Source organism: Bacteroides caecigallinarum (assembly GCF_016901995.1).
GTDB classification, from domain to species: Bacteria; Bacteroidota; Bacteroidia; order Bacteroidales; family Bacteroidaceae; genus Phocaeicola; species Phocaeicola cellulolyticus.
Map to the genome: position 1 here is coordinate 1 of NZ_JACJLE010000048.1, position 20,165 is coordinate 20,165.

The 20,165-nt window shown below is 39.0% G+C and carries 17 protein-coding genes; 5 read left to right on the forward strand and 12 right to left on the reverse strand.

Going from position 1 to position 20,165, the window contains the following annotated elements:
* Positions 1-235: 235 nt before the first annotated feature.
* The 5 genes from H6A61_RS12155 to H6A61_RS12175 form a co-directional block, all read right to left on the reverse strand.
* Complete coding sequence (locus H6A61_RS12155) at positions 236-1,501, reverse strand: sensor histidine kinase (RefSeq protein WP_204393962.1); 1,266 nt, start codon at positions 1,499-1,501, stop codon at positions 236-238.
* Positions 1,498-2,175, reverse strand: a complete 678-nt coding sequence (locus tag H6A61_RS12160; protein ID WP_204393964.1) for a response regulator transcription factor — start codon at positions 2,173-2,175, stop codon at positions 1,498-1,500. The genes H6A61_RS12155 and H6A61_RS12160 overlap by 4 nt, the downstream gene beginning before the upstream one ends.
* Before the next feature lie 134 nt (positions 2,176-2,309).
* Positions 2,310-4,877, reverse strand: a complete 2,568-nt coding sequence (gene glgP / locus H6A61_RS12165) for an alpha-glucan family phosphorylase (protein ID WP_204393966.1) — start codon at positions 4,875-4,877, stop codon at positions 2,310-2,312.
* A 22-nt stretch (positions 4,878-4,899) separates the two neighbouring features.
* Entirely contained in the window at positions 4,900-6,579 is a 1,680-nt protein-coding gene (locus H6A61_RS12170) for a glycogen/starch synthase (RefSeq protein WP_204393992.1), read from the reverse strand.
* A gap of 839 nt (positions 6,580-7,418) precedes the next feature.
* A complete protein-coding gene (locus H6A61_RS12175; protein ID WP_204393968.1) occupies positions 7,419-8,333 on the reverse strand; it encodes a DUF368 domain-containing protein in 915 nt (304 codons plus the stop codon).
* Between the two features lie 188 nt (positions 8,334-8,521).
* On the opposite strand from H6A61_RS12175, the gene tpx reads away from it, so the two are divergent.
* On the forward strand, positions 8,522-9,025 hold the full coding sequence (gene tpx / locus H6A61_RS12180; RefSeq protein WP_154042569.1) for a thiol peroxidase: 504 nt from the start codon (positions 8,522-8,524) through the stop codon (positions 9,023-9,025).
* Between the two features lie 96 nt (positions 9,026-9,121).
* Here the strand turns inward: tpx and H6A61_RS12185 are convergent, their stop codons facing one another.
* Entirely contained in the window at positions 9,122-10,189 is a 1,068-nt protein-coding gene (locus tag H6A61_RS12185) for a mannose-1-phosphate guanylyltransferase (RefSeq protein ID WP_154042568.1), read from the reverse strand.
* 177 nt (positions 10,190-10,366) lie between these two features.
* Between H6A61_RS12185 and thiD the strand changes: the two genes are divergently transcribed.
* The 4 genes from thiD to H6A61_RS12205 all read left to right on the forward strand — a co-directional run bounded on the left by thiD (position 10,367) and on the right by H6A61_RS12205 (position 14,331).
* On the forward strand, positions 10,367-11,200 hold the full coding sequence (gene thiD, locus H6A61_RS12190) for a bifunctional hydroxymethylpyrimidine kinase/phosphomethylpyrimidine kinase (protein WP_204393970.1): 834 nt from the start codon (positions 10,367-10,369) through the stop codon (positions 11,198-11,200).
* A 59-nt stretch (positions 11,201-11,259) separates the two neighbouring features.
* Complete coding sequence (gene fabD, locus H6A61_RS12195; RefSeq protein WP_154042567.1) at positions 11,260-12,147, forward strand: ACP S-malonyltransferase; 888 nt, start codon at positions 11,260-11,262, stop codon at positions 12,145-12,147.
* Positions 12,148-12,219: 72 nt separating this feature from the next.
* Positions 12,220-13,920 (forward strand): alpha-amylase family glycosyl hydrolase, encoded by a 1,701-nt coding sequence (locus H6A61_RS12200; RefSeq protein WP_204393972.1) that lies wholly within the window; start codon positions 12,220-12,222, stop codon positions 13,918-13,920.
* 24 nt (positions 13,921-13,944) lie between these two features.
* Complete coding sequence (locus H6A61_RS12205) at positions 13,945-14,331, forward strand: hypothetical protein (RefSeq protein WP_204393974.1); 387 nt, start codon at positions 13,945-13,947, stop codon at positions 14,329-14,331.
* Between the two features lie 60 nt (positions 14,332-14,391).
* Here the strand turns inward: H6A61_RS12205 and H6A61_RS12210 are convergent, their stop codons facing one another.
* The 6 genes from H6A61_RS12210 to H6A61_RS12235 form a co-directional block, all read right to left on the reverse strand.
* Positions 14,392-15,528 carry a universal stress protein gene (locus H6A61_RS12210; RefSeq protein WP_154042564.1) on the reverse strand — a complete coding sequence of 379 codons (1,137 nt, stop codon included), beginning with the start codon at positions 15,526-15,528 and terminating at the stop codon, positions 14,392-14,394.
* Between the two features lie 134 nt (positions 15,529-15,662).
* Positions 15,663-15,920: a DNA-binding protein gene (locus H6A61_RS12215; RefSeq protein ID WP_154042563.1), complete on the reverse strand. Its 258-nt coding sequence runs from the start codon at positions 15,918-15,920 to the stop codon at positions 15,663-15,665.
* A gap of 138 nt (positions 15,921-16,058) precedes the next feature.
* Positions 16,059-16,769 (reverse strand): phosphatase PAP2 family protein, encoded by a 711-nt coding sequence (locus tag H6A61_RS12220; RefSeq protein ID WP_204393976.1) that lies wholly within the window; start codon positions 16,767-16,769, stop codon positions 16,059-16,061.
* Positions 16,770-16,790: 21 nt separating this feature from the next.
* Positions 16,791-17,540, reverse strand: coding sequence for a tetratricopeptide repeat protein (locus tag H6A61_RS12225; RefSeq protein ID WP_204393978.1), 750 nt, complete (start codon positions 17,538-17,540; stop codon positions 16,791-16,793).
* A gap of 22 nt (positions 17,541-17,562) precedes the next feature.
* Positions 17,563-19,401, reverse strand: a complete 1,839-nt coding sequence (locus H6A61_RS12230; RefSeq protein ID WP_204393994.1) for a BatD family protein — start codon at positions 19,399-19,401, stop codon at positions 17,563-17,565.
* 59 nt (positions 19,402-19,460) lie between these two features.
* On the reverse strand, positions 19,461-20,162 hold the full coding sequence (locus H6A61_RS12235) for a tetratricopeptide repeat protein (protein WP_204393980.1): 702 nt from the start codon (positions 20,160-20,162) through the stop codon (positions 19,461-19,463).
* Positions 20,163-20,165 lie beyond the last annotated feature (3 nt).

The following is a 20,165-nucleotide window of genomic DNA, read 5'->3' on the forward strand; positions in this document are numbered from 1 at the left end:
TCACTTCTGCCATAACTGATACATTTAGGGTTACACTATACAAAGGTAACTTCAGCTTGACTATTTACATTCTCTTTGGCGTGATTTTTTTATCTCATGGGAATTTCATAACTTTAAAATTTTAATTGTTAGTACTGTCTTTAATTTTATATTGCAAAGATTATACACAATACTGAAAAGATTCTGGAAAAATCCACTTTTCCTGATTTTTTTTTTGAAATAATATCACTTTTCTCTATAGAGACACCTTGAATACATGCATCTTATCCCTAAACTCATAGGATATGTTGATGTTATTAGCCCTGCAAATGGTATGTATCAATGCCAGCCCCAGGCCTGTAGAACCTTCTTTCTTGCTTCCCTGATAAAAACGGGTGAATATTTTTGAAGAGTCCAAAGCTGATTCACCTGTGTTTGAAACAGTAAAATCTTTTTCGGAGATAACTACATCAATCTTACCATTCACACAGTTATGCAAATAGGCATTCTTCAGAAGATTTGACACCAGTATTATGGCCAACGATTCATTTATCTGCATGCTGAGAGATGACATTTCAGTTACCTTAACAGTAATGTTCTTATAAGAATATACGTCATTGAACGTATCTATATACTGACTCACCAACGAATTGACAGACACTTCCTTCACATCAGCATACAGGCCATTCTCAATCTTACATAGCAGTAACAACGACTTGTTCATACGGGTGATATTCTCCAATGTCTGGCGTGTCTTTGCTATTTCTTCCATCTGTTTTTCCGTCAGATTTTCATCTTCCATCAGCATTTCAAGCCTGTTAAGACATATAGCCAAAGGCGTCTGCATCTCATGAGAAGCGTTGCCAATAAACATTTTCTGCTGTTCGTAAAGTTTCTCATTACGCTGTGCAGACATGGTAACGGCATGATACAGTTCCTTGAACTCCGTGATTTTTGTTTTATTAGAAAGCGGCTTATATCCGCTGCCTATCTTGTAGTTATTAAACCATGACAAGAGGACATACAACGGTTTCATATTGCGCCGGAATATCCATACGTTGAGCAACAGCAGTATAAGCAAAATACCTGCATAAAGCGCTACTATCCATCCCAGAATAGACCTTTGCAAATCAAGTTTATCAATGGTAGGCGTATATACAACTAGCTCCTTGTACCCTGTGTCAGTCTTAAAAATAGTCATAAGAATTCTAGCCGGCTCATACTCCAGCTTATCATCAATATATACCATTTCATCACGATATGATATTTGAGGATATGTCTCGGCATATTCACTACTCACATCGTACATATAAAACTGGTTATTTGAGCCATTGTTCAAAGAAGGCATGTCCTCACCATTAAGATATCTGACAATAAGACTCTCGGAATAATCTTCAAGCGAATCATCCACCTCATCATTCACCTCATCTATTATAGCCCAATAGAAAAATACTGCCCAGGCAGTCATTATAAATACTGATGCCACTGATACATGCAGCATCACATTGTGAAACAGTTTCATTCTAATACGAATTTATATCCTATACCATAAACAGCTTTCAGCTCGGGAGTGGAACCGGCATTCTTAAGCCTTTTCCTAAGATTCTTTATCTGAGCATAAATAAAGTCGAAATTATCCACCTGGTCTATATGATCTCCCCAAACGGATTCAGCCAAAGTGCTTTTATTCACCAGTCTGTTAGGCCGGAGCATGAAATATACCAGGATGTCGTATTCCTTGCGATTAAGTTCTATAGGCTTACCTCCTACCTGAACTTCAAACTTTTCAGGCTGGATTTCAATATTGCCGAAGACAATTTTCTTTTCCCCTTCTCTCATGTTTCTCCTTAGCAGACTCTTGATGCGTGCATGAAGCTCTGCCAGATGAAAAGGCTTGGGAAGATAATCGTCGGCACCCAAGTCAAGTCCCTTCACCTTATCCTCTATAGAGTCCTTGGCCGAAAGTATTATCACATTGGCTTTCTTACCCATTTCCTGAAGTTCAGCCAGAAGATCAAGACCGTTTCCATCTGGAAGCATTATGTCAAGCAGGATGCAGTCGTAATCATAATCACCTGCCTTCATCACTGCCGTCCGATAATCAGGAGCTTGCGAAACCACATACCTCTCCTTTTCAAGCGACTTGGTTATTATTTCCATCAAGTCTTTATCGTCTTCTACTACAAGTATCTTCATATACAGTCTTATTAATATCGTATTTCTACAAAAATAAGAGTAAAAATACAGAATATAAAAAAATCGGTCTGAAAATCTTATAAAAGATCTCCAGACCGACATGATTGGCGATATTAATTAATAGAATGTATTAATTATTCATTAAACCAACGTACGTAGCAGAAGTCCTGACGGTGTGCCAATTCATGGTTCTTAGGATACATACGGTATGAAACCTTGAAGCTACCTGCATTTGACAAGCTGTGAGTAAGCTGGAATGTGTACAGGTCACCTTCTACCTTGACAACTTCCATAGGAGTTACAGAGTAAATGTGTTCTTTGCCTTCAGCATTCTTGTAAGTAACTACAAGTTCGATACCAACAGCATCTTTCAATCCCTTTTCGTCAACTACGCAAGTGATTGTATAGTCCTTACCGCTTTCTACGTTACCTTCGCGAAGTTCTTCTTCCTTATTCAAAGAAACAACCTGAATTGAATCCCACTTAGATACAACTTCTTCTTTCCATGCAGCAATTTCCTTAGCCTTAGCATAGTCGTTTGCAGCAAGCATCTTATAACGGTTAGCTTCTTTAGTATAGAACTTAGAATAGTAATCGTCAAGCTGACGCTTCATTGTATAGTGAGGAGCGACCTGTGCGATAGAGTTCTTGATAGTTCTAACCCATCCTTCAGAATAGCCCTTCTTGTTGCGAGCGTAGTACAATGGAAGGATTTCAGTTTCAAGGATACTGTAGATAGTAGCAGCATCAAGCTGATCCTGATGTTCCTGATTCTGGTAAGTACGTTTTTCTGTCAAAGCCCATCCTGCACCTTCGCGGTAACCTTCAAGCCACCATCCGTCGAGTACAGAGAAGTTTACTACACCATTCATCAAAGCCTTTTCACCTGATGTACCAGATGCTTCAAGAGGACGTGTCGGAGTGTTCATCCAGATATCAACACCTGAAACAAGACGACGTGCAAGTTTCATATCGTAGTTTTCGAGGAAGATAATCTTACCCAAGAATTCAGGACGCTTAGAGATTTCTACAATCTTCTTGATCAATCCCTGACCAGCGCCATCGTGTGGGTGAGCCTTACCTGCGAACAGGAACTGTACAGGATAGTTAGGGTTGTTAACAATCTTAGCCAAACGGTCAAGGTCAGTAAACAACAGATGAGCACGTTTGTAAGTAGCGAAACGACGAGCGAAACCGATCAACAGTGCGTTAGGATTGATCTTATCCATCAATGAAACCACGCGTGAAGGATCACCCTGGTTCTTCAACCATGTATCGCGGAACTGATTACGTATATAGTCAGTAAGTTTGTTCTTCAATGCAAGACGAGTGTTCCAGATTTCTTCATCAGGCACATTGTAGATAGCCTCCCAGATCTTAGGATTAGACTGGTCTTTCAGGAAGTTTGCATCGAAATATTTGTTGTAAAGTTTCTTCCATTCTGAAGCACACCAAGTTGGGAAGTGAACACCGTTAGTGACATATCCTACATGGTTTTCTTCCGGATAATATCCTTTCCAGATACCTGAGAACATTTCCTGAGAAACTTTTCCGTGCAACCAGCTTACACCGTTAACTTCCTGACAAGTGTTGCAAGCGAATGTTGACATACAGAAACGTTCGTTGTTGTCACCCGGATTGATACGTCCAAGATCCATAAGATCCTGCCATGAAATACCCATACGCTGTGGATAACCACCCATATACTTGCCGAACAAACCTTCGTCGAAGTAGTCGTGACCAGCAGGAACCGGAGTATGAACAGTATATAATGAAGAAGCACGTACTACTTCAAGAGCCTGTTCGAATGTCATTCCGCTTTCTACGAATTCGCACAGACGCTGTACGTTACACAATGCGGCATGTCCTTCGTTGCAGTGGTAGATATCTTTCTTGATGCCAAGTTTCTCAAGCAACAGCACACCACCAATACCAAGAAGAATTTCCTGTTTCAAACGGTTTTCCCAGTCGCCACCATAAAGCTGATGAGTGATAGGACGGTCGAACTCGCTGTTCATTTCATTATCTGTATCAAGCAGATACAAAGGTACACGACCTACGTTTACTCTCCAAACATATGCATGAACATAGTAGTCAAGATAAGGAACATCCACTACCAATGGCTTACCGTCTTCACCGATTACGCGGTCCAAAGGAAGGCTACCGAAGTTCTGAGCTTCGTAGTTTGCCACCTGCTGTCCGTCCATTGACAGGCTCTGAGTGAAATATCCGTAACGATACAAGAAACCTACGGCACACATATCAACGTTGCTGTCTGAAGCTTCTTTCAGATAGTCACCGGCAAGGATACCAAGACCTCCTGAATAAATCTTCAATACGTGAGTCATACCGTACTCCATACAGAAGTAAGCCACTGAAGGACGTTCCTTGTTAGAAGCAACACTCATATAGTCGGTAAATTTCTTATATACTTTATTTATATTATCCAAAGCCTTCTTGTCTGTAGAAATAGCTTCGAGTTTTTCATAACTTAAACGTTCCAAAAAGGCAACAGGGTTCTGTCCTACTACACTCCATAATTCAGGATCAAGAGACTTAAACATATCTGTTGCTTCATAATTCCATGACCACCAAATGTTGCGGGCCATTTCCTGTAACATTTTCAAAGAATCAGGAATACGAGATTTTACTGTAACCTCTTTCCATACAGGAGCATTAGCATAATTTGTTTTAATTTTCATATCTTTCAAATACTTAAAATTATTAATTCTCTTTTTTATTTTTCTTCAGTCTTACCGAAGCATTGCGCAAAGCCACGTCGTATGCTTCGTAATAATATTTGATGAAATGCTTCCATAATGCCTTTTCAGCTATGGCAGCAGCATTCTTGCGTATTTTCTCTATCTGTTTCTGATCCAAAGACGAAAATTCGCTTATAGTATCTTTTATGGCATCAGCCACCTCAGAATAGTTATAATCTGTACGGTGTATAACTTTCACTCCATCGGCAAGTTCTCCGTTATGTCCTACAACAGAATTAACCCAAAGTCCGAAACCGGCCAAATCGGATGTAATGGTAGGAACCTTGAATGCGATACTCTCAAGCGGAGTGTATCCCCATGGCTCATAATATGACGGATATACGCTAAGGTCATAACCAAGCACCAGATCATAATATGTCATATTCAGGATACCGTCCTTTCCGTCAAGATAACACGGCACAAATATAACCTTCACCTTAGAATCGGCAGAATTCGACATGTTAAGATATTTAAGCATGTCCAATACCTGGTCGTGACTCATATTGTGCAACCAATGTGTAACGAATGGAACTTCAAGAGGAGTATTGAAATTTTCCTTGCTGTTCAGTCTGTCGATAAGATCCTGTCTGGCATCTCCTACCCATCCAGGCACGTTTATGAAAGCCAGAACGTCTTTTTTAAGATTTTTGTCTCTTGTCAGACGATTTAGAGTTTCAAGGTAAACATTGATTCCTTTATTCTTAAATTCATATCTTCCGCTGGTACCTATAATAAGAGTATCATCGCCCAGTGAAGTACCAAGCAGCTTGTTTGCGAGGTTTAGCATTACCTGTCTGGCTTTTTTGCGTTTTGCAGCAAATGTACGTCCTTTAGGAACAAAATCATCTTCAAAGCCATTCATCAATACCACATCAGCTGCCTTGTCAAGCAATTCCTTACATTCATTGTTGGTTATTTCACTTACTGTAGTGAAGCAATCAACATGGTGAGCAGTCTGTTTTTCTATAGAATGTTTTGACTCCATGTTCAATTCACGGGCCATCTGATCGCCATTATATGCAAACAAATAATCGTATAGCGGCTTATTGTTTCCTGCAATGGAACGACCTATAGAAGTGGCATGAGTAGTAAATATCGTGGCTATTTCCGGAACATGCTTCTGAACGTACAATGCTCCCAAACCTGTCATCCATTCATGGGCCTGATATACCACTTTCTTGCTATCATCAAGGAAGAATCTGTAATAACTTTCGACCACCTTACCTGCGGCATACGAAAACATTGAAGCCTCGTCATAATCGCCATAAGCATGCAGGGAGTCAACCTGATAATCAAACCATGCCTGGGTATAGATTTCATTCTTTTGCTCAAAGAAAGGAGCAAAATCGACTAGAATAGCGATAGGATTTCCAGGAATATTCCATCGTCCAATTCTAAAACTTAATTTATCAAAGCTCAAAGCATGTTCACGCCAGTCTATGAGTAGTTTTTCATCCTCAACAAACAAAGGATTTTCTTTTCCCAACCATACATCCGGTCCTATGAAAAAAATCTTATCCCCAAATGCTTCCTGTAATGTCTTGGCTCTTGTAGATAAGACGGTGTAAATGCCTCCAACTTTATTACACACTTCCCAACTAGACTCAAAAATATAATCAGGAGTTAAAAGCTGTTTCATCATCATATAAGTTTAACTTAATTTGATGCAAAGATAGAGAAAACAAACAGAAAATCAAAAAATCCAAACATTTTTTGCAAAGAAAGCTGTCTGAATACTGAATAAAACATAATAAGTTACATATGTAATACATATTTATATTACACTCATAATCAAAAATAAACTCCTTTTCTTTAATACGAATATCATATATCATCATATTTCATGCTACATCAACTCATAATGTCATAGTTTTAACAGAAAAAGCGACACAAGCGCCATAAGAATAGCATAAAATAGATGTGTAATGTTAAATCACCCATATTAATACTTATCAAAATAAACAGTTAAAACAGACAATCAGTTAAACAACCGCAATATTTTAACATTAGATATTGTCATAAGCTACAGAAAAACATGAGGACATTTCAATATAAACGCCTTGAAATATTATCTGAAACGCCGAAACGTTTTATTATTTTTCCCAAGAGCTATATACAGTCGGCGGAAATTTGATAAATTCAATTCTATTTCAAGAAAAGCCAGCATCATTTTCAGATTATCATAAAGACATGTATTAGCGATTATAAAAGAACAGATTATACACACTAAACATTAGAGCAGTACAAATCGCAAGATAATCGCCATTAAAGCTAACTTTTCAACTCACATCAAAGGCATTTCCGTACGATTTTTCAGGTTATCTCTTAACTTGGTACGTTAAATTTCAATTCTCACAAAACAAATTTATCATTTTGTCAAAATGATAAATTGTATAATTATAAAAAAATCAGGCATGGTATGTATTAATTTACCATGCCTGAAAAAATATCATCAGGAACAAGCGTTCCAACAAATCCACATTATGCCTCAACCTGTTTCTTTGAAGACAGTTTCTCAAGGAAATATACCAGCAAGAATCCTACAATCATAAGGACTACAGCCTCTACTACGAACTGATTAGGAGCTATATTTTCCTCTATCAATGGTTTAGCCACTCCATGACTGTCAGTATAAAACTCCACTACCCTTTTCCATGGCCATACTTTATTAAGTGAACCGAGCATAAAGCCTGTAAGAACTGAAAGGGTTACGTTTCTGAAGTTTTTCAATGCATACGATAAAACTCTGGAGAAAGATGTTATACCGATGAATGCGCCTATACCGAAAATTACCAATATAACGATATCGAATGTCTTCACTGCCTCCATTATGTAGAAATACTTGCCAAGGAGAACCAGGATAAAACTTCCGGATATTCCCGGCAAAATCATGGCACATATGGCAATTGCCCCACAAAGGAATATGAAAAGATAATTGGTTGGTGTCTCGGCAGGAGTTGCAACAGTGATGTAGTAAGCTATACCGGCGCCTATCACAAAAGAAAGAATGGTTTTCCAGTTCCATTCCTTTATGTCCTTTGAAACAAACCATGTGGAAGCAAGTACCAGACCAAAGAAAAACGACCACACCAATATAGGATGATCAGTGAGCAGCCATGTGATAAGCTTTGCCAATGAGAAAATACTTATTCCGACACCCAATATTATAGAAATAAGGAAATTTCCGTTTATTCCTTTCCAGAATTCAGAAATCTTTCCCGTGAAAAGAAGTTTCAGATTTTTTACGTTAATACTCTTGATAGAATTTATCAGCTCGTCATAAATTCCAACTATAAATGCTATAGTACCACCTGACACTCCAGGCACGACATCGGCAGCACCCATTCCCATCCCCTTCAAGAGAAGTGTTGCGTAATCCTTTAATTTGCGTTCCATAAATAAATTATTAATGATTTTATTTCCGGCACAAAGTTATAAAAAAAAGAATAATAAAAAATGACAAATGTGATAAGTTAACCCAGATTACAGGCCGAAACTATATAAAATAAAAAGTTTTTTTCATTTTGATGAACAATTTCCATCCTGCAACCGTTATTTAGTTATAACATATAAAAAACAAGATTATGTCAAAAACAGCATTCAAAGGAACGACCGTTAATTTAGCGGGAGAATTTATAAAGACCGGCATCACAGCACCGGATTTCACAATGGTAAAAGGTGATTTAAGCCAATTCAAACTATCAGAAACAAAGGGTAAGTTTGTAATTCTAAATATTTTCCCAAGCCTTGACACTGGTGTCTGCGCCACTTCTGTAAGAAAATTCAACCAAATGGCAGCCAACATGGACAACACCGTAGTACTGGCGATATCAAAAGATTTGCCTTTCGCACAAGGACGTTTCTGCACTACAGAAGGTATAGCAAATGTTATTCCACTTTCCGACTTCAGAAATCCTTCTGATTTTGACACTGAATACGGAGTGCTGATTGCAGACGGTCCGCTGAAAGGCCTGCTGACACGTTCTGTAGTGGTAATTAACCCTGAAGGCAAAATTGTTTACACAGAACTTGTACCTGAAATAACACAGGAGCCAAACTACGAAGCAGCTTTGGCAGCAATAAAATAAGAAACAACACAATAACCAATCACTCATAACCACAAAAAAGACCGGGCTTTTTGATTATTTCATCAAGTCCGGTCAAATTTTATATTATTGCTCTGGTCAATCTTCCGAAAATTCTTTTATTCGTTGCTCTTCGCTTAGTCGGCAAACAAGAAGTGTATCATTTTTCTCTGCCACGATATATCCGTCAAGTCCCTGTATTACGACTTTCTTCTCCTGTGTGGCATGTACTACACAATTACGTGATTCATACATCTTTATGTTTTCGCCTATACAAACGTTGCCGTAAGCATCCTTTGCTGAATTCTCATGCAGCGAGCCCCATGTTCCAAGATCGCTCCATCCGAACGATGCCGGGAAAACATATATTTCGTCAGCCTTTTCCATTACAGCATAGTCGATGGATATGTTCTCACACATAGGGAAAAGTTCATTAATCATTTCCTGTTCTTTATCAGTAAAATAATAAGGAAGCATCTTTTCGAATATTTTACCCAGTGCAGGCTGATAAACACGCATGGCGTTTACTATAGTGTTTACATTCCATACAAAGATACCGGCATTCCAGAAGAAATTCTTCTTCTGTATATATCTGTTGGCTGTCTCCAGGTCCGGTTTTTCCTTGAATGCATCTACTCTGTATATTTCCTTATTAGACGGGCAAGCCATAGTCAGATCGGCCTCGATATAGCCATATCCGGTTTCCGGACGTGTAGCTTTCATACCAAGAGTAACTATAGCATCTGATGATAATGTAAATTTCATTGCAGAAGTTATCACCCTTCTGAATTCGTTTACATCCATTACTATATGGTCACTAGGTGTAACTACAATATTCGCCTTCGGATTTTTTGACTTTATTTTCCAGCTTACATATGCAATACAAGGAGCTGTATTACGACGGCAAGGCTCAAGAAGAATCTGTGATGAAGGAATTTCAGGCAATTGCTCCTTTACGATAGATTCATAATTGGCAGACGTAACCACCCAAACGTTTTCGGGCGGACATATTCCCTTAAACCTGTCCATTGTGAGCTGTATCAAAGTACGTCCACAACCCAATACATCAATGAACTGTTTAGGCAATTCCTTATTACTCATAGGCCAAAAACGGCTTCCAATACCTCCTGCCATTATGACAATATGATTGTTTCCATTCAAATCCATAAAATACATATTTTTATAATTACCGCAAAAATAGCTGTTTTTTATTAAAATACAACATTCATGCAGGGAAATCATTACTGATTTTTTATCAGATAAATATTTATTAATGAAAACCTGTTTCTTTGACTGAATGAAATAATTCTTAACTTTGTCTCCTGTAACAACTAAATTATGACAATGAAAAAATATCATACAGTACTCACGATTGCCGGTTCCGACTGCAGTGGCGGTGCGGGCATACAAGCCGACATAAAAACAATATCAGCATTGGGGTGTTATGCCGCAAGTGCCATTACCGCCATAACAGTGCAAAACACATGTGGAGTGACAGGAATACACCCTATACCGGCCGATTTTGTAAAATCACAGATAGATGCCGTAATGACCGACATCAAGCCCGAAGCCATAAAAATTGGAATGATTAATGATGTGGAAATTGTTAAGGCCATAGCATTATCAATAAAAGAACACAAGCCCAAATTCGTGGTATTCGATCCGGTAATGGTGTCAACTAGTGGCTGCAAGCTTATTGAAGACGAGGCCATAGAGGCTATAAAAAACGAACTCATACCGCTGTCAACAATCATTACTCCAAACCTGAGTGAGGCTATTGTACTGACAGGAAATAAAATTGAGAATACCGATGATATGGTGGAAGCCGGTAAGAAGATTATCAATTATGGATGCCACTCAGTATTAATAAAAGGAGGACATCTGAACGGAAACGACATGTGCGACGTTTTATGTATAAAAGATGACAATAATCCATACATGTTCACTTCCAAAAAGATTGACAGTCACAACACACATGGCACCGGATGCACACTATCTTCTGCCATAGCTACAAACCTGGCATTGGGAAACACATTGCAGGAAGCTGTAGAAAAAGCCAAAGAATATGTATATCAAGGTATATTGAACGGAAAAGACATACAAATAGGTAAAGGGCATGGCCCATTAAACCACCTTCATAAGCCGGTTCCTATGCACATTTTCGTTGAAAATGAGTAGTTATATAAAAACAATCATTAACTTTGCGACAAGATTATTAATTATTAAATAGAAAAATCATGAAAGCATTTGTATTTCCAGGACAGGGTGCCCAGTTTGTTGGTATGGGCAAGGACCTGTACGAAAATTCGGCTTTAGCCAAAGAACTATTCGAAAAAGCAAACGATATTCTAGGTTATCGTATTACAGATATCATGTTCAACGGAACAGATGAAGACTTGCGTCAGACAAAAGTGACCCAGCCTGCCGTATTCCTTCATTCAGTAATCTCTGCATTATGCATGGGAGAAAATTTCAAGCCGGAAATGACTGCAGGACACTCACTGGGAGAATTCTCTGCACTTGTAGCAGCCGGAGCTCTCTCGTTCGAAGACGGTTTGAAACTTGTATATGCACGCGCTATGGCCATGCAGAAAGCGTGCGAGGCACAACCTTCAACTATGGCAGCAATCATTGCTTTGCCTGACGAGAAAGTAGAAGAAATATGTGCAAAAGTGGCTGCTGAAGGTGAAGTCTGCGTAGCTGCAAACTATAACTGCCCTGGACAGATAGTAATCTCCGGTTCTATCGAAGGTATCAACAAGGCATGTGAACTTATGAAAGAAGCTGGAGCTAAACGCGCACTTCCACTGAAAGTAGGTGGAGCCTTCCATTCTCCTCTTATGGATCCTGCAAAAGTTGAACTTGAAGCTGCAATCAATGCAACAGAGTTCCACACTCCAAAATGTCCTGTTTACCAGAATGTTGACGCAAAACCATATACAGACCCTGCAAAGATTAAAGCAAATCTTGTGGCTCAGCTGACTGCATCTGTAAGATGGACTCAAACAGTACAGAATATGATTGCCGACGGAGCAGACGAATTTATCGAATGCGGACCGGGTGCTGTGCTTCAGGGATTGATCAAGAAGATCAACAAAGAAGCTAATGCCCACGGCATTGAATAATATCACGACAAACCGGACACGTATCGTAGAAAACGATACGTGTCTTCTTTTTTTAATTTAAACTATAACTCTATGAATCCAGAAGAAAAAATCATCATTTATCAAGTCTTTACACGCTTATTCGGCAACCAGGCCCTAACAAGCAAGACCAACGGAAGCATAGAAGAAAACGGATGCGGAAAGTTGGATTATTTTACCGAACAAGCCCTTTCTGAAATAAAAGGACTTGGGGCCACTCACATCTGGTACACAGGCATCATAGCTCATGCCACACAAACAGACTATACAAAGTACGGGATACGCAAGGATCACCCTGCAGTAGTAAAAGGAAAAGCCGGCTCGCCATACGCAATAAAGGATTATTACGACATTGACCCGGACCTGGCTGTGGATGTGGATAAAAGGATGGAAGAGTTTGAAGCCCTTGTAGAACGTACACACAATGCCGGAATGAAAATGATTATTGATTTTGTACCTAACCACGTGGCACGTCAGTATAAATCATTGGCAAAACCGGCAGGAGTAAAAGACCTTGGCGAGGACGATGATACATCTGTATCGTTCAATCCCAACAACAATTTCTATTACATTCCGGGAGAAGAACTGAAAGGCGATATAGACCTTTATGATCCTGAAGCCGGCAGATATACAGAAATGCCTGCAAAAGCGACAGGAAACAATAAGTTTGATGCATGGCCTAACAGAAACGACTGGTATGAAACTGTAAAGCTTAACTACGGAGTTGATTATTACAACAACACAGGTTGCCATTTCTCACCTATTCCTGACACATGGAACAAAATGAAAGATATTCTTTTGTTCTGGGCAGGTAAGAACATCGATGGTTTCAGATGCGACATGGCAGAAATGGTCCCTTGCGAATTCTGGGGATGGGCCATTCCTCAAGTCAAAGAACAATTCCCTGACATAATATTCATAGCCGAAGTTTACAATCCGCAGGAATACAGAAATTATATACACAACGGACACTTTGATTATTTATACGACAAGGTAGGCCTGTACGACACACTAAGATCCATAATATGCAGCAACTCATCCGCTACAAACATAACAGGTTGCTGGCAAAGTGTGAACGATATTCAAAGTCACATGCTTAATTTCCTGGAAAACCACGACGAACAGCGTATTGCATCCGATTATTTTGCAGGAAACCCGCACAAAGCATTCCCTGGAATGATAGTATCTGCATGCATGAATACAAACCCAGTGATGATATACTTCGGACAGGAGCTTGGCGAAAGCGGAATGGATACGGAAGGATTTAGCGGCAGAGACGGAAGAACAACAATATTCGACTATTGGAGCGTTGACAGCATAAGGCGCTGGACAAACCACGGAAGATTTAATACCCACCTGCTTAATGCCAAAGAGAAAGGTATAAGGAACTTCTACAAAACGCTTCTGAACATCTGCAATCAGGAAAAGTGTATAGTCCGTGGAAAATTCTTCGATTTGATGTATGCCAACGTAAACGGATGGCAAATGGACGAGCATAAACAATATGCTTTCCTCAGACAATGCGAAGATGAGGTACTGCTTATTGCCGTAAACTTTGGAGATATGAACATGAGAGTGGCAATAAACATACCTGAACATGCATTCAACTATCTTGGAATGCCTGAGATGGGAAACATAAAAGTAAAGGATCTGATAAGCGGCAAGGAAGAAAAGATAAACTTCATGTCTTCCAAACCTGTGGGAACAGATTTACCAGCCAACAGCGGTAAGATTCTGAAAATAAAACTGAAGTGACAAGGCTTTTCGCATCACATAAAAATGATAAAACAGGATTATATAATAAGAATGATACAGGAGATAATCTCTATGATTGTCACTGCCATCATAAAAAAGAAAAGACTTGACAACAAAGAGTTGGAGAAATATGAATACAATACACATGAGATGCTAGGAGTAAGTCCGAAAGAGCTTATGGACATAAGCACTGATGAAATTATATCACAATATTCAACATCAGAAAACGGAATGGATAAAATTGAGCTGATAGCAGTCAGCCTTTTACTGTTCTCGGAAGAAACAGCCAATGACCAGCTGTTGCTGAAATCAAGGCTGAAACAGAACGGATTATTCCTGCTGAAGTATCTGCAACAAAACAGTAATTCATATTCAATCCAACGCGAAATGCTTATGAAAATGATTTCATAATATAAGCGGTAGTTTCATAACACAGAATGGAACTACCGCTTTTTTCTATACTACAAATATTTATTTGATGATCAAAATCGGTGTACGTGAGTGGAATATCATTTTCTTTGCAATACTTGGGTTGAACAGACGTGCAAAGACGTTTCTCTTATAGTTGGATACGCATAACACATCAATATTCTCTTCCCGTACATAATCATCCAGATTATTGAAGAAACTGTCCTCAGTAACCAGACTGTAATTAATCTTCAAATCAGGATATTGTTTGTGGAAATACTCCTTTATTCCAGAAAGCTTAATCTCATTCCATGTACGTCTTTCTTCATTGGAATTGAGATGTATGAAATAAATCTCAAAATTATAATCCTTGAAGGTGGTAATCAAAGAATCGAATGCAATCAAGTCACGCTGATCGAAGTTTGTAATAAACGCCACTTTATTGATTTCCTTGAAATTAATCAGTTTGGCTTCCTCCGGAATGGAATATACAAAGACAGGACTGCGCTCTATTACCTCTGCCGTCACACTTCCCATCAGTCCATATTCAGTCATATTTTCTCCGCGTGTTCCCATCACAATCATCAATGGCGATTCCTCGCGTGCGTATGCCAGGATTTCTTCTTCCGGAATACCTTCCCTCAACAGACATGTGTATTTCACCTCCGGTATCTCCCCGTCCGCCATAAGTTTGTCTATAGTATCGGTCAACTCCTTCAAACGGTTATGGACGTTGTCCAGCATGCTCTTTATTCCCAATTCAGCCTCGTATGGCATTCCGTATCCTTCAGTCGCATACTGCAGGCTCGGCATATATACCGGACTGAAATAAACGTGCATCAGCACTACCTCCACTTTTATCTGCGCTGCAAAATTCAAGCCGAACTTACAAGCTTTAAGTGAGTTGGCAGAGAAATCCACAGGAACAAGAATTACCGGTTTTTTACGTTCCTTGTCAGTTTCTTTCACATGTTCTTTCACCACATCTTCTGCCAGCCATGCAGAACTTTCTATAATGCTTAAGGCACGTGGCAAATCACTCTCTTTTATTCGTATTCTTACGCCTGAAGAAATGACAGGCTGTATAAGATTTACATTATGTATATATGCCTCTATGCCTTCGTTCTCCAGTACATTCTTCAATATCTGAGCTTTAGAATAAGTCAAGATAGCAAGTGTTACAAGTTTTTCTTCTTCCATAATAAGACTGATTTAGGTTAAAAATAAATTAATAGCCGGATAATCCCATATATATTGTACGTCTGCTAAAAAACAAAAATAGCTATAATAGTTATTTTCAACATATCTCGAACAACTATTATAGCTATCTCTATTTATGCTTCAGCCTCTTCTTTAAGTATGGCCAGTGCTTTTTCCAAAACCGTAGTATCGTCAAGCATAACCAAACCGCCATCCGGACCGGGTTCCAGATGGATACCCACACATTTACCGTCTTTGAAGTTCTGTCCTCCGAAAAAGTTTCTGACAGTCTCTACAGATATATTTAATTCATCGGCAATGCGATGCATACTTCCTTCAGGTAAAGAATCTTTAATGTTTCTTAGTTCATTAAAAGTAATAGTTCTTGTCATAGTAATCTATATTTTAAGAATTAGACAATATGGTTTTCATCTCGATGATAAATATATATATTTTTTACTTGACAAGCAAGAAAAATGTATATTTTTTATTTGATAACATGATATTTTATCACCTTTCCCAAATTTATATCAGAAATAGAGCGTTTTGGATATAATCATGCCGTAAACCACAGCGAAAAAATATGTAAGGAGCAGTACCAACACTACCACATCGACACTTTTCACATCGTATCCGCTCACCGTATATTGCGCTGAAATCAATTTAGGCTTGAAAATAAACTTGTTTGATATAAATACATACAGGAAATATATTATAACACCGCATAATAACCCGTCCAACATACCGAAAAATACATCTCCGGGATAATGCACTCCCAAATAGACACGCGAATATGTAGGTATCAGTGCCCACAAAAACATCATAAATCCCAGTTTTATATTCTTAACAAGCAAGGAAACGAACATAGCCACGGCAAATGTGTTCGCGGCATGACTTGATATAAATCCAAACAGCCCCCCTGCCCTATAATTATTCACCGTATCTACCATATACATAAGCTCAGGATCTTTGGTCGGGCGAAAACGCTCGAACAATGGTTTGCAGATTCCTGATGAAGTCTGGTCAGCAAGTGCTATCACCAAAGCTATCATTAAAAGAATCAACATTCCGTGTTTGAACTTGTTGTTCTTGAATATGACATACAGCAATGCGACAGCTGCAGGAATCCATGTCTTAGTACTTGTCACTATATACATAAATCCATCCCAGAATATCGAATCACTTCCATTGAGTTTCATCAATATCAACTTATCCAAATCTATCAATTGCTGTATGTCCATATATAGAAAAATATTATAACATTATATTACCTCAATGCTTTCTGTCGGTACCCATCCTCTGTTACCGTCTTCAAGGCTTACTTCCTTCCATCCCTTCATGGTATTGTCGTTGATATAAACCTTTGTTCCTTCATGCAGGACAAACAGATCGGTACCACTTTCGTTAGGAGTACTTTTTACTGTTACTGACGGTTGCATTACGATAGCTCCAGTTCTGTTCACCAATCTGTCCTTCTGTGCATCGGCAAACAGATTTCCTACAACCGTAAAGAACAGAAATATAACGGCCAATGAAAAACCTATTTTCTTTAAAACTATTTTTTTACCGAAAATATAGGTTGAAGTTCCTAACAAGAACAATATGAAACATGAAATGGCAAACACGCTCCAAGCCGACTCACTCATAATATTTCTTATAGAGTTTATCCAAGTGACTATGAATACTTCACTCTTTGGAGTAACCTTATCTATTGTTTTGCTCTTGGCCATTTCAAGGTTATATCTCACGTCATTGTCTCCCGGAGACAACAGTAAAGCACGTTCATAATTCAGTACTGCCTTTGCTATATTCTTGTTCTTATAATAACTGTTTCCCAAATTATAATACACATCTGCCGATTCCTGTCCGGCATTCAGAATTGCTTCGTACTTTTCAATAGCAGTCTTAAAATCATTTTCCTGATAAGCTTTGTCGGCATCTTCCTTAACCGAAGCGTTGACAGAAAAGACAAAACCTATTAGAAGCAATATAAAAACATACACTTTATTCATATAATCAATTCTCCTATATGTTTTAACGTTTAATACTGTTTTCCATTTTGCTTATCACTTCGACAGATGCCGAATAAACTTTATCCATTGTCTCGTTCTGATTTCCCGGAGCATATCTAGCAAACTCGCATTCCGATAAGACATCGATAAATTCCTTAATAAGATCTTCGGATACACCTTGTCTGGAAAGCTCAGCCTCTATGTTGTCTCTGGAAAGCTTGGAAACAGGAATATTCAACTTATCGCTGATATAACCCCACAGAGCCTTCAATACCTCATCATAGAATTCGTTGACCTTGCTTTCTGCCAAAAGCTTACCGGCAAGCTTCATACGTTTTGTAGCAACCTTGTTAGCCTTTTTTGTCTTAACCTTTGCAACATTTGCATTCTCGACAGCCTGTTTCCTATATATCACAACGAATACCACAAACAGCACGAAAGGTATGATATACCACAAATAATATGATGTAGTTCCGAATAAATATTTTCCTTTTTCTCTCAAGGCAGAATCGCCTGTCTTGATAAACAATATGTCAGTGCCCAATACCTTGACATTTTCCTTGTTAGTAAAGTCAGCTATCACCTGCTGGTTGGCTGCATTACCTTCACCCTTGGCTACCTTCAGATTATATGCCTCAGTTTTCAAGGTCTTATAAGTTCCCGACTTTACATCAAAATATTTGAATTCTACAGGTGGAATTGTAAACTCTCCGGCATGACGTGGGATTGCCAGATATTCAATTTTCTTTGTTCCGCTCAGTCCGTCTGCAGTCAGTTGGAAATTATCATCAATCTTCGGATCATATATTTCAAAATCATGCGGGAATTTAACTTCCGGAGCGCTGACCAGTTTCATATTACCTGTACCTTCTATTGTCAGTTTTACAGTAACAGCTTCGTTTGCTTTAAGCTCTGTAGCACTGATTTCCGATTTCATAGTGAAAGTACCCACACCTCCCGAATAGCCTTCAGGTTTGGCAGGAAGCGGATCTACATTAATAACCACCTTCGGTGCAACAATCTTCTTGTTAACCTCCACATAACCGCCTCCGTTGAAGAATGCCTCAAAAGGATCGTCGGATACAGCCACTCTCTGAGCAACGACTGCGTCAAACGTTACAGCAGGTATTTCAAGACGTCCTGACTTTTGCGGGAAAATCACATACTGTCTGTAAACCACAGTATTATAGTTTCTGCCTTTGTAATGTTCCAGCTTGAATGTCTTCTGGGCAGGAAGTTCAACTTCCTGTACGTAAAATCCCTGCTGGTCCGGCATCTTTCCAAGCAACTGGCGAAGATCGACCGTAGTATAAGCCTTGTATGTCACCAATATGGCTTCCTGCTCGTGAACTTTAGTCTTGCTTGCTGTTGCCAGAACAAACAGATCCTTATCGGAAATCTTTCCGTTCGACTTCTGGTTTCTTGATGAAATTCCACTGTTGCCCTGGTTCTGGTTAGAGTTGGCATCTTCCTTATCCTTAGGAAGAACCTTTATTGTAAGTGGATTAGAGAAAATCTTCTCACCATCAACTTCAATGCTTGCAGACGGAATATTAAATGTACCTTCCGACACCGCCATCAGAATAAATGTATATGTGATGGAACGACTGGAAGACACCTTGCCGTTAATTATCTGTGTACTACTCTGCTGCGAACGGCTAGGTCCCATAAGGACATCAAAACCTTTAGCCTGCGGAGCAAGGAAATCCTTTACATCCTGCGAATTCACAGTGTATGTAAGTCTGAACTGATCACCGTTTACCACTACTTCAGGAGCAGAAGCTTTTAATGTCACTTCTTCCTTGGCAAACACGTGGAGTGACGCAGTAATCATCAATATCAAGAAAATATATTTTCTCATCATTATATAAATTATTGTTTTTCCACTTATTAAAATATCAATAGAAATTCGTTACAGGATTACCAGTCTTTCTCAAGTTTCTTTCCGCTCACCTGCATCTGTTTCTTCACTTTATCCTGTACGTCTTTCTCGTCTTGCATAGCAGCTCTCAGCAATTGTTCGGCATTTTCTTTCGACATTTCATCCTTGTTCTGTTGCTGCTGTTGCTGATTTTGATTTTGCTGCTGTTGCTGTTGATCCTGCTGATCCTTGTTCTGTTCTTTCTCGTCCTGTTTCTGATCCTGCTTCTGTTCTTTCTGCTGATCCTGATTTTGCTGTTGCTGCTGGTCTTTCAGCTGTTTCTGTGCAAGTACCAGATTGTAACGAGTTTCATCATCCTTAGGATTATTGCGCAATGACTCTTTATAAGCTTCTATACACTGCGGCAGTTGCTTTGACGATTGAAGTATAACCCCCATATTATGATATATATGAGCCAACTTTTCCTTATCTTTCTCCAGACGTGCCGCAGCCTCAAACTGTTCCATAGCTTCCTTGCCTTTTTGCTGCATTAGTAGCGAGTTTCCCAGATTGAACATTGCATCTGCAGATTTAGGATTAATCTCAAGTGCCTTTCTGTAATCTACTTCAGCCTTTACAAACAGACTGTCATTATATAACTTGTTTCCGCTACGAAGATAATCCCTGTCAGTCTTCTGTGCATATGAAGCAGAAACTCCCAGAAGCATTATCCCTATCAAATATACTTTACTACACCACATAAA

Coding starts and splice junctions, on each gene's coding strand:
- H6A61_RS12175 (WP_204393968.1), bottom strand. CDS start 8,333: ATGGAACGCAAATTAAAGGATTACGCAACACTTCTCTTGAAGGGGATG.
- H6A61_RS12230 (WP_204393994.1), bottom strand. CDS start 19,401: ATGAGAAAATATATTTTCTTGATATTGATGATTACTGCGTCACTCCAC.
- H6A61_RS12215 (WP_154042563.1), bottom strand. CDS start 15,920: ATGACAAGAACTATTACTTTTAATGAACTAAGAAACATTAAAGATTCT.
- H6A61_RS12170 (WP_204393992.1), bottom strand. CDS start 6,579: ATGATGAAACAGCTTTTAACTCCTGATTATATTTTTGAGTCTAGTTGG.
- H6A61_RS12200 (WP_204393972.1), top strand. CDS start 12,220: ATGAATCCAGAAGAAAAAATCATCATTTATCAAGTCTTTACACGCTTA.
- H6A61_RS12160 (WP_204393964.1), bottom strand. CDS start 2,175: ATGAAGATACTTGTAGTAGAAGACGATAAAGACTTGATGGAAATAATA.
- H6A61_RS12220 (WP_204393976.1), bottom strand. CDS start 16,769: ATGGACATACAGCAATTGATAGATTTGGATAAGTTGATATTGATGAAA.
- H6A61_RS12210 (WP_154042564.1), bottom strand. CDS start 15,528: ATGGAAGAAGAAAAACTTGTAACACTTGCTATCTTGACTTATTCTAAA.
- tpx (WP_154042569.1), top strand. CDS start 8,522: ATGTCAAAAACAGCATTCAAAGGAACGACCGTTAATTTAGCGGGAGAA.
- H6A61_RS12235 (WP_204393980.1), bottom strand. CDS start 20,162: ATGTGGTGTAGTAAAGTATATTTGATAGGGATAATGCTTCTGGGAGTT.
- glgP (WP_204393966.1), bottom strand. CDS start 4,877: ATGAAAATTAAAACAAATTATGCTAATGCTCCTGTATGGAAAGAGGTT.
- H6A61_RS12185 (WP_154042568.1), bottom strand. CDS start 10,189: ATGGATTTGAATGGAAACAATCATATTGTCATAATGGCAGGAGGTATT.
- H6A61_RS12225 (WP_204393978.1), bottom strand. CDS start 17,540: ATGAATAAAGTGTATGTTTTTATATTGCTTCTAATAGGTTTTGTCTTT.
- H6A61_RS12155 (WP_204393962.1), bottom strand. CDS start 1,501: ATGAAACTGTTTCACAATGTGATGCTGCATGTATCAGTGGCATCAGTA.
- thiD (WP_204393970.1), top strand. CDS start 10,367: ATGAAAAAATATCATACAGTACTCACGATTGCCGGTTCCGACTGCAGT.
- fabD (WP_154042567.1), top strand. CDS start 11,260: ATGAAAGCATTTGTATTTCCAGGACAGGGTGCCCAGTTTGTTGGTATG.
- H6A61_RS12205 (WP_204393974.1), top strand. CDS start 13,945: ATGATAAAACAGGATTATATAATAAGAATGATACAGGAGATAATCTCT.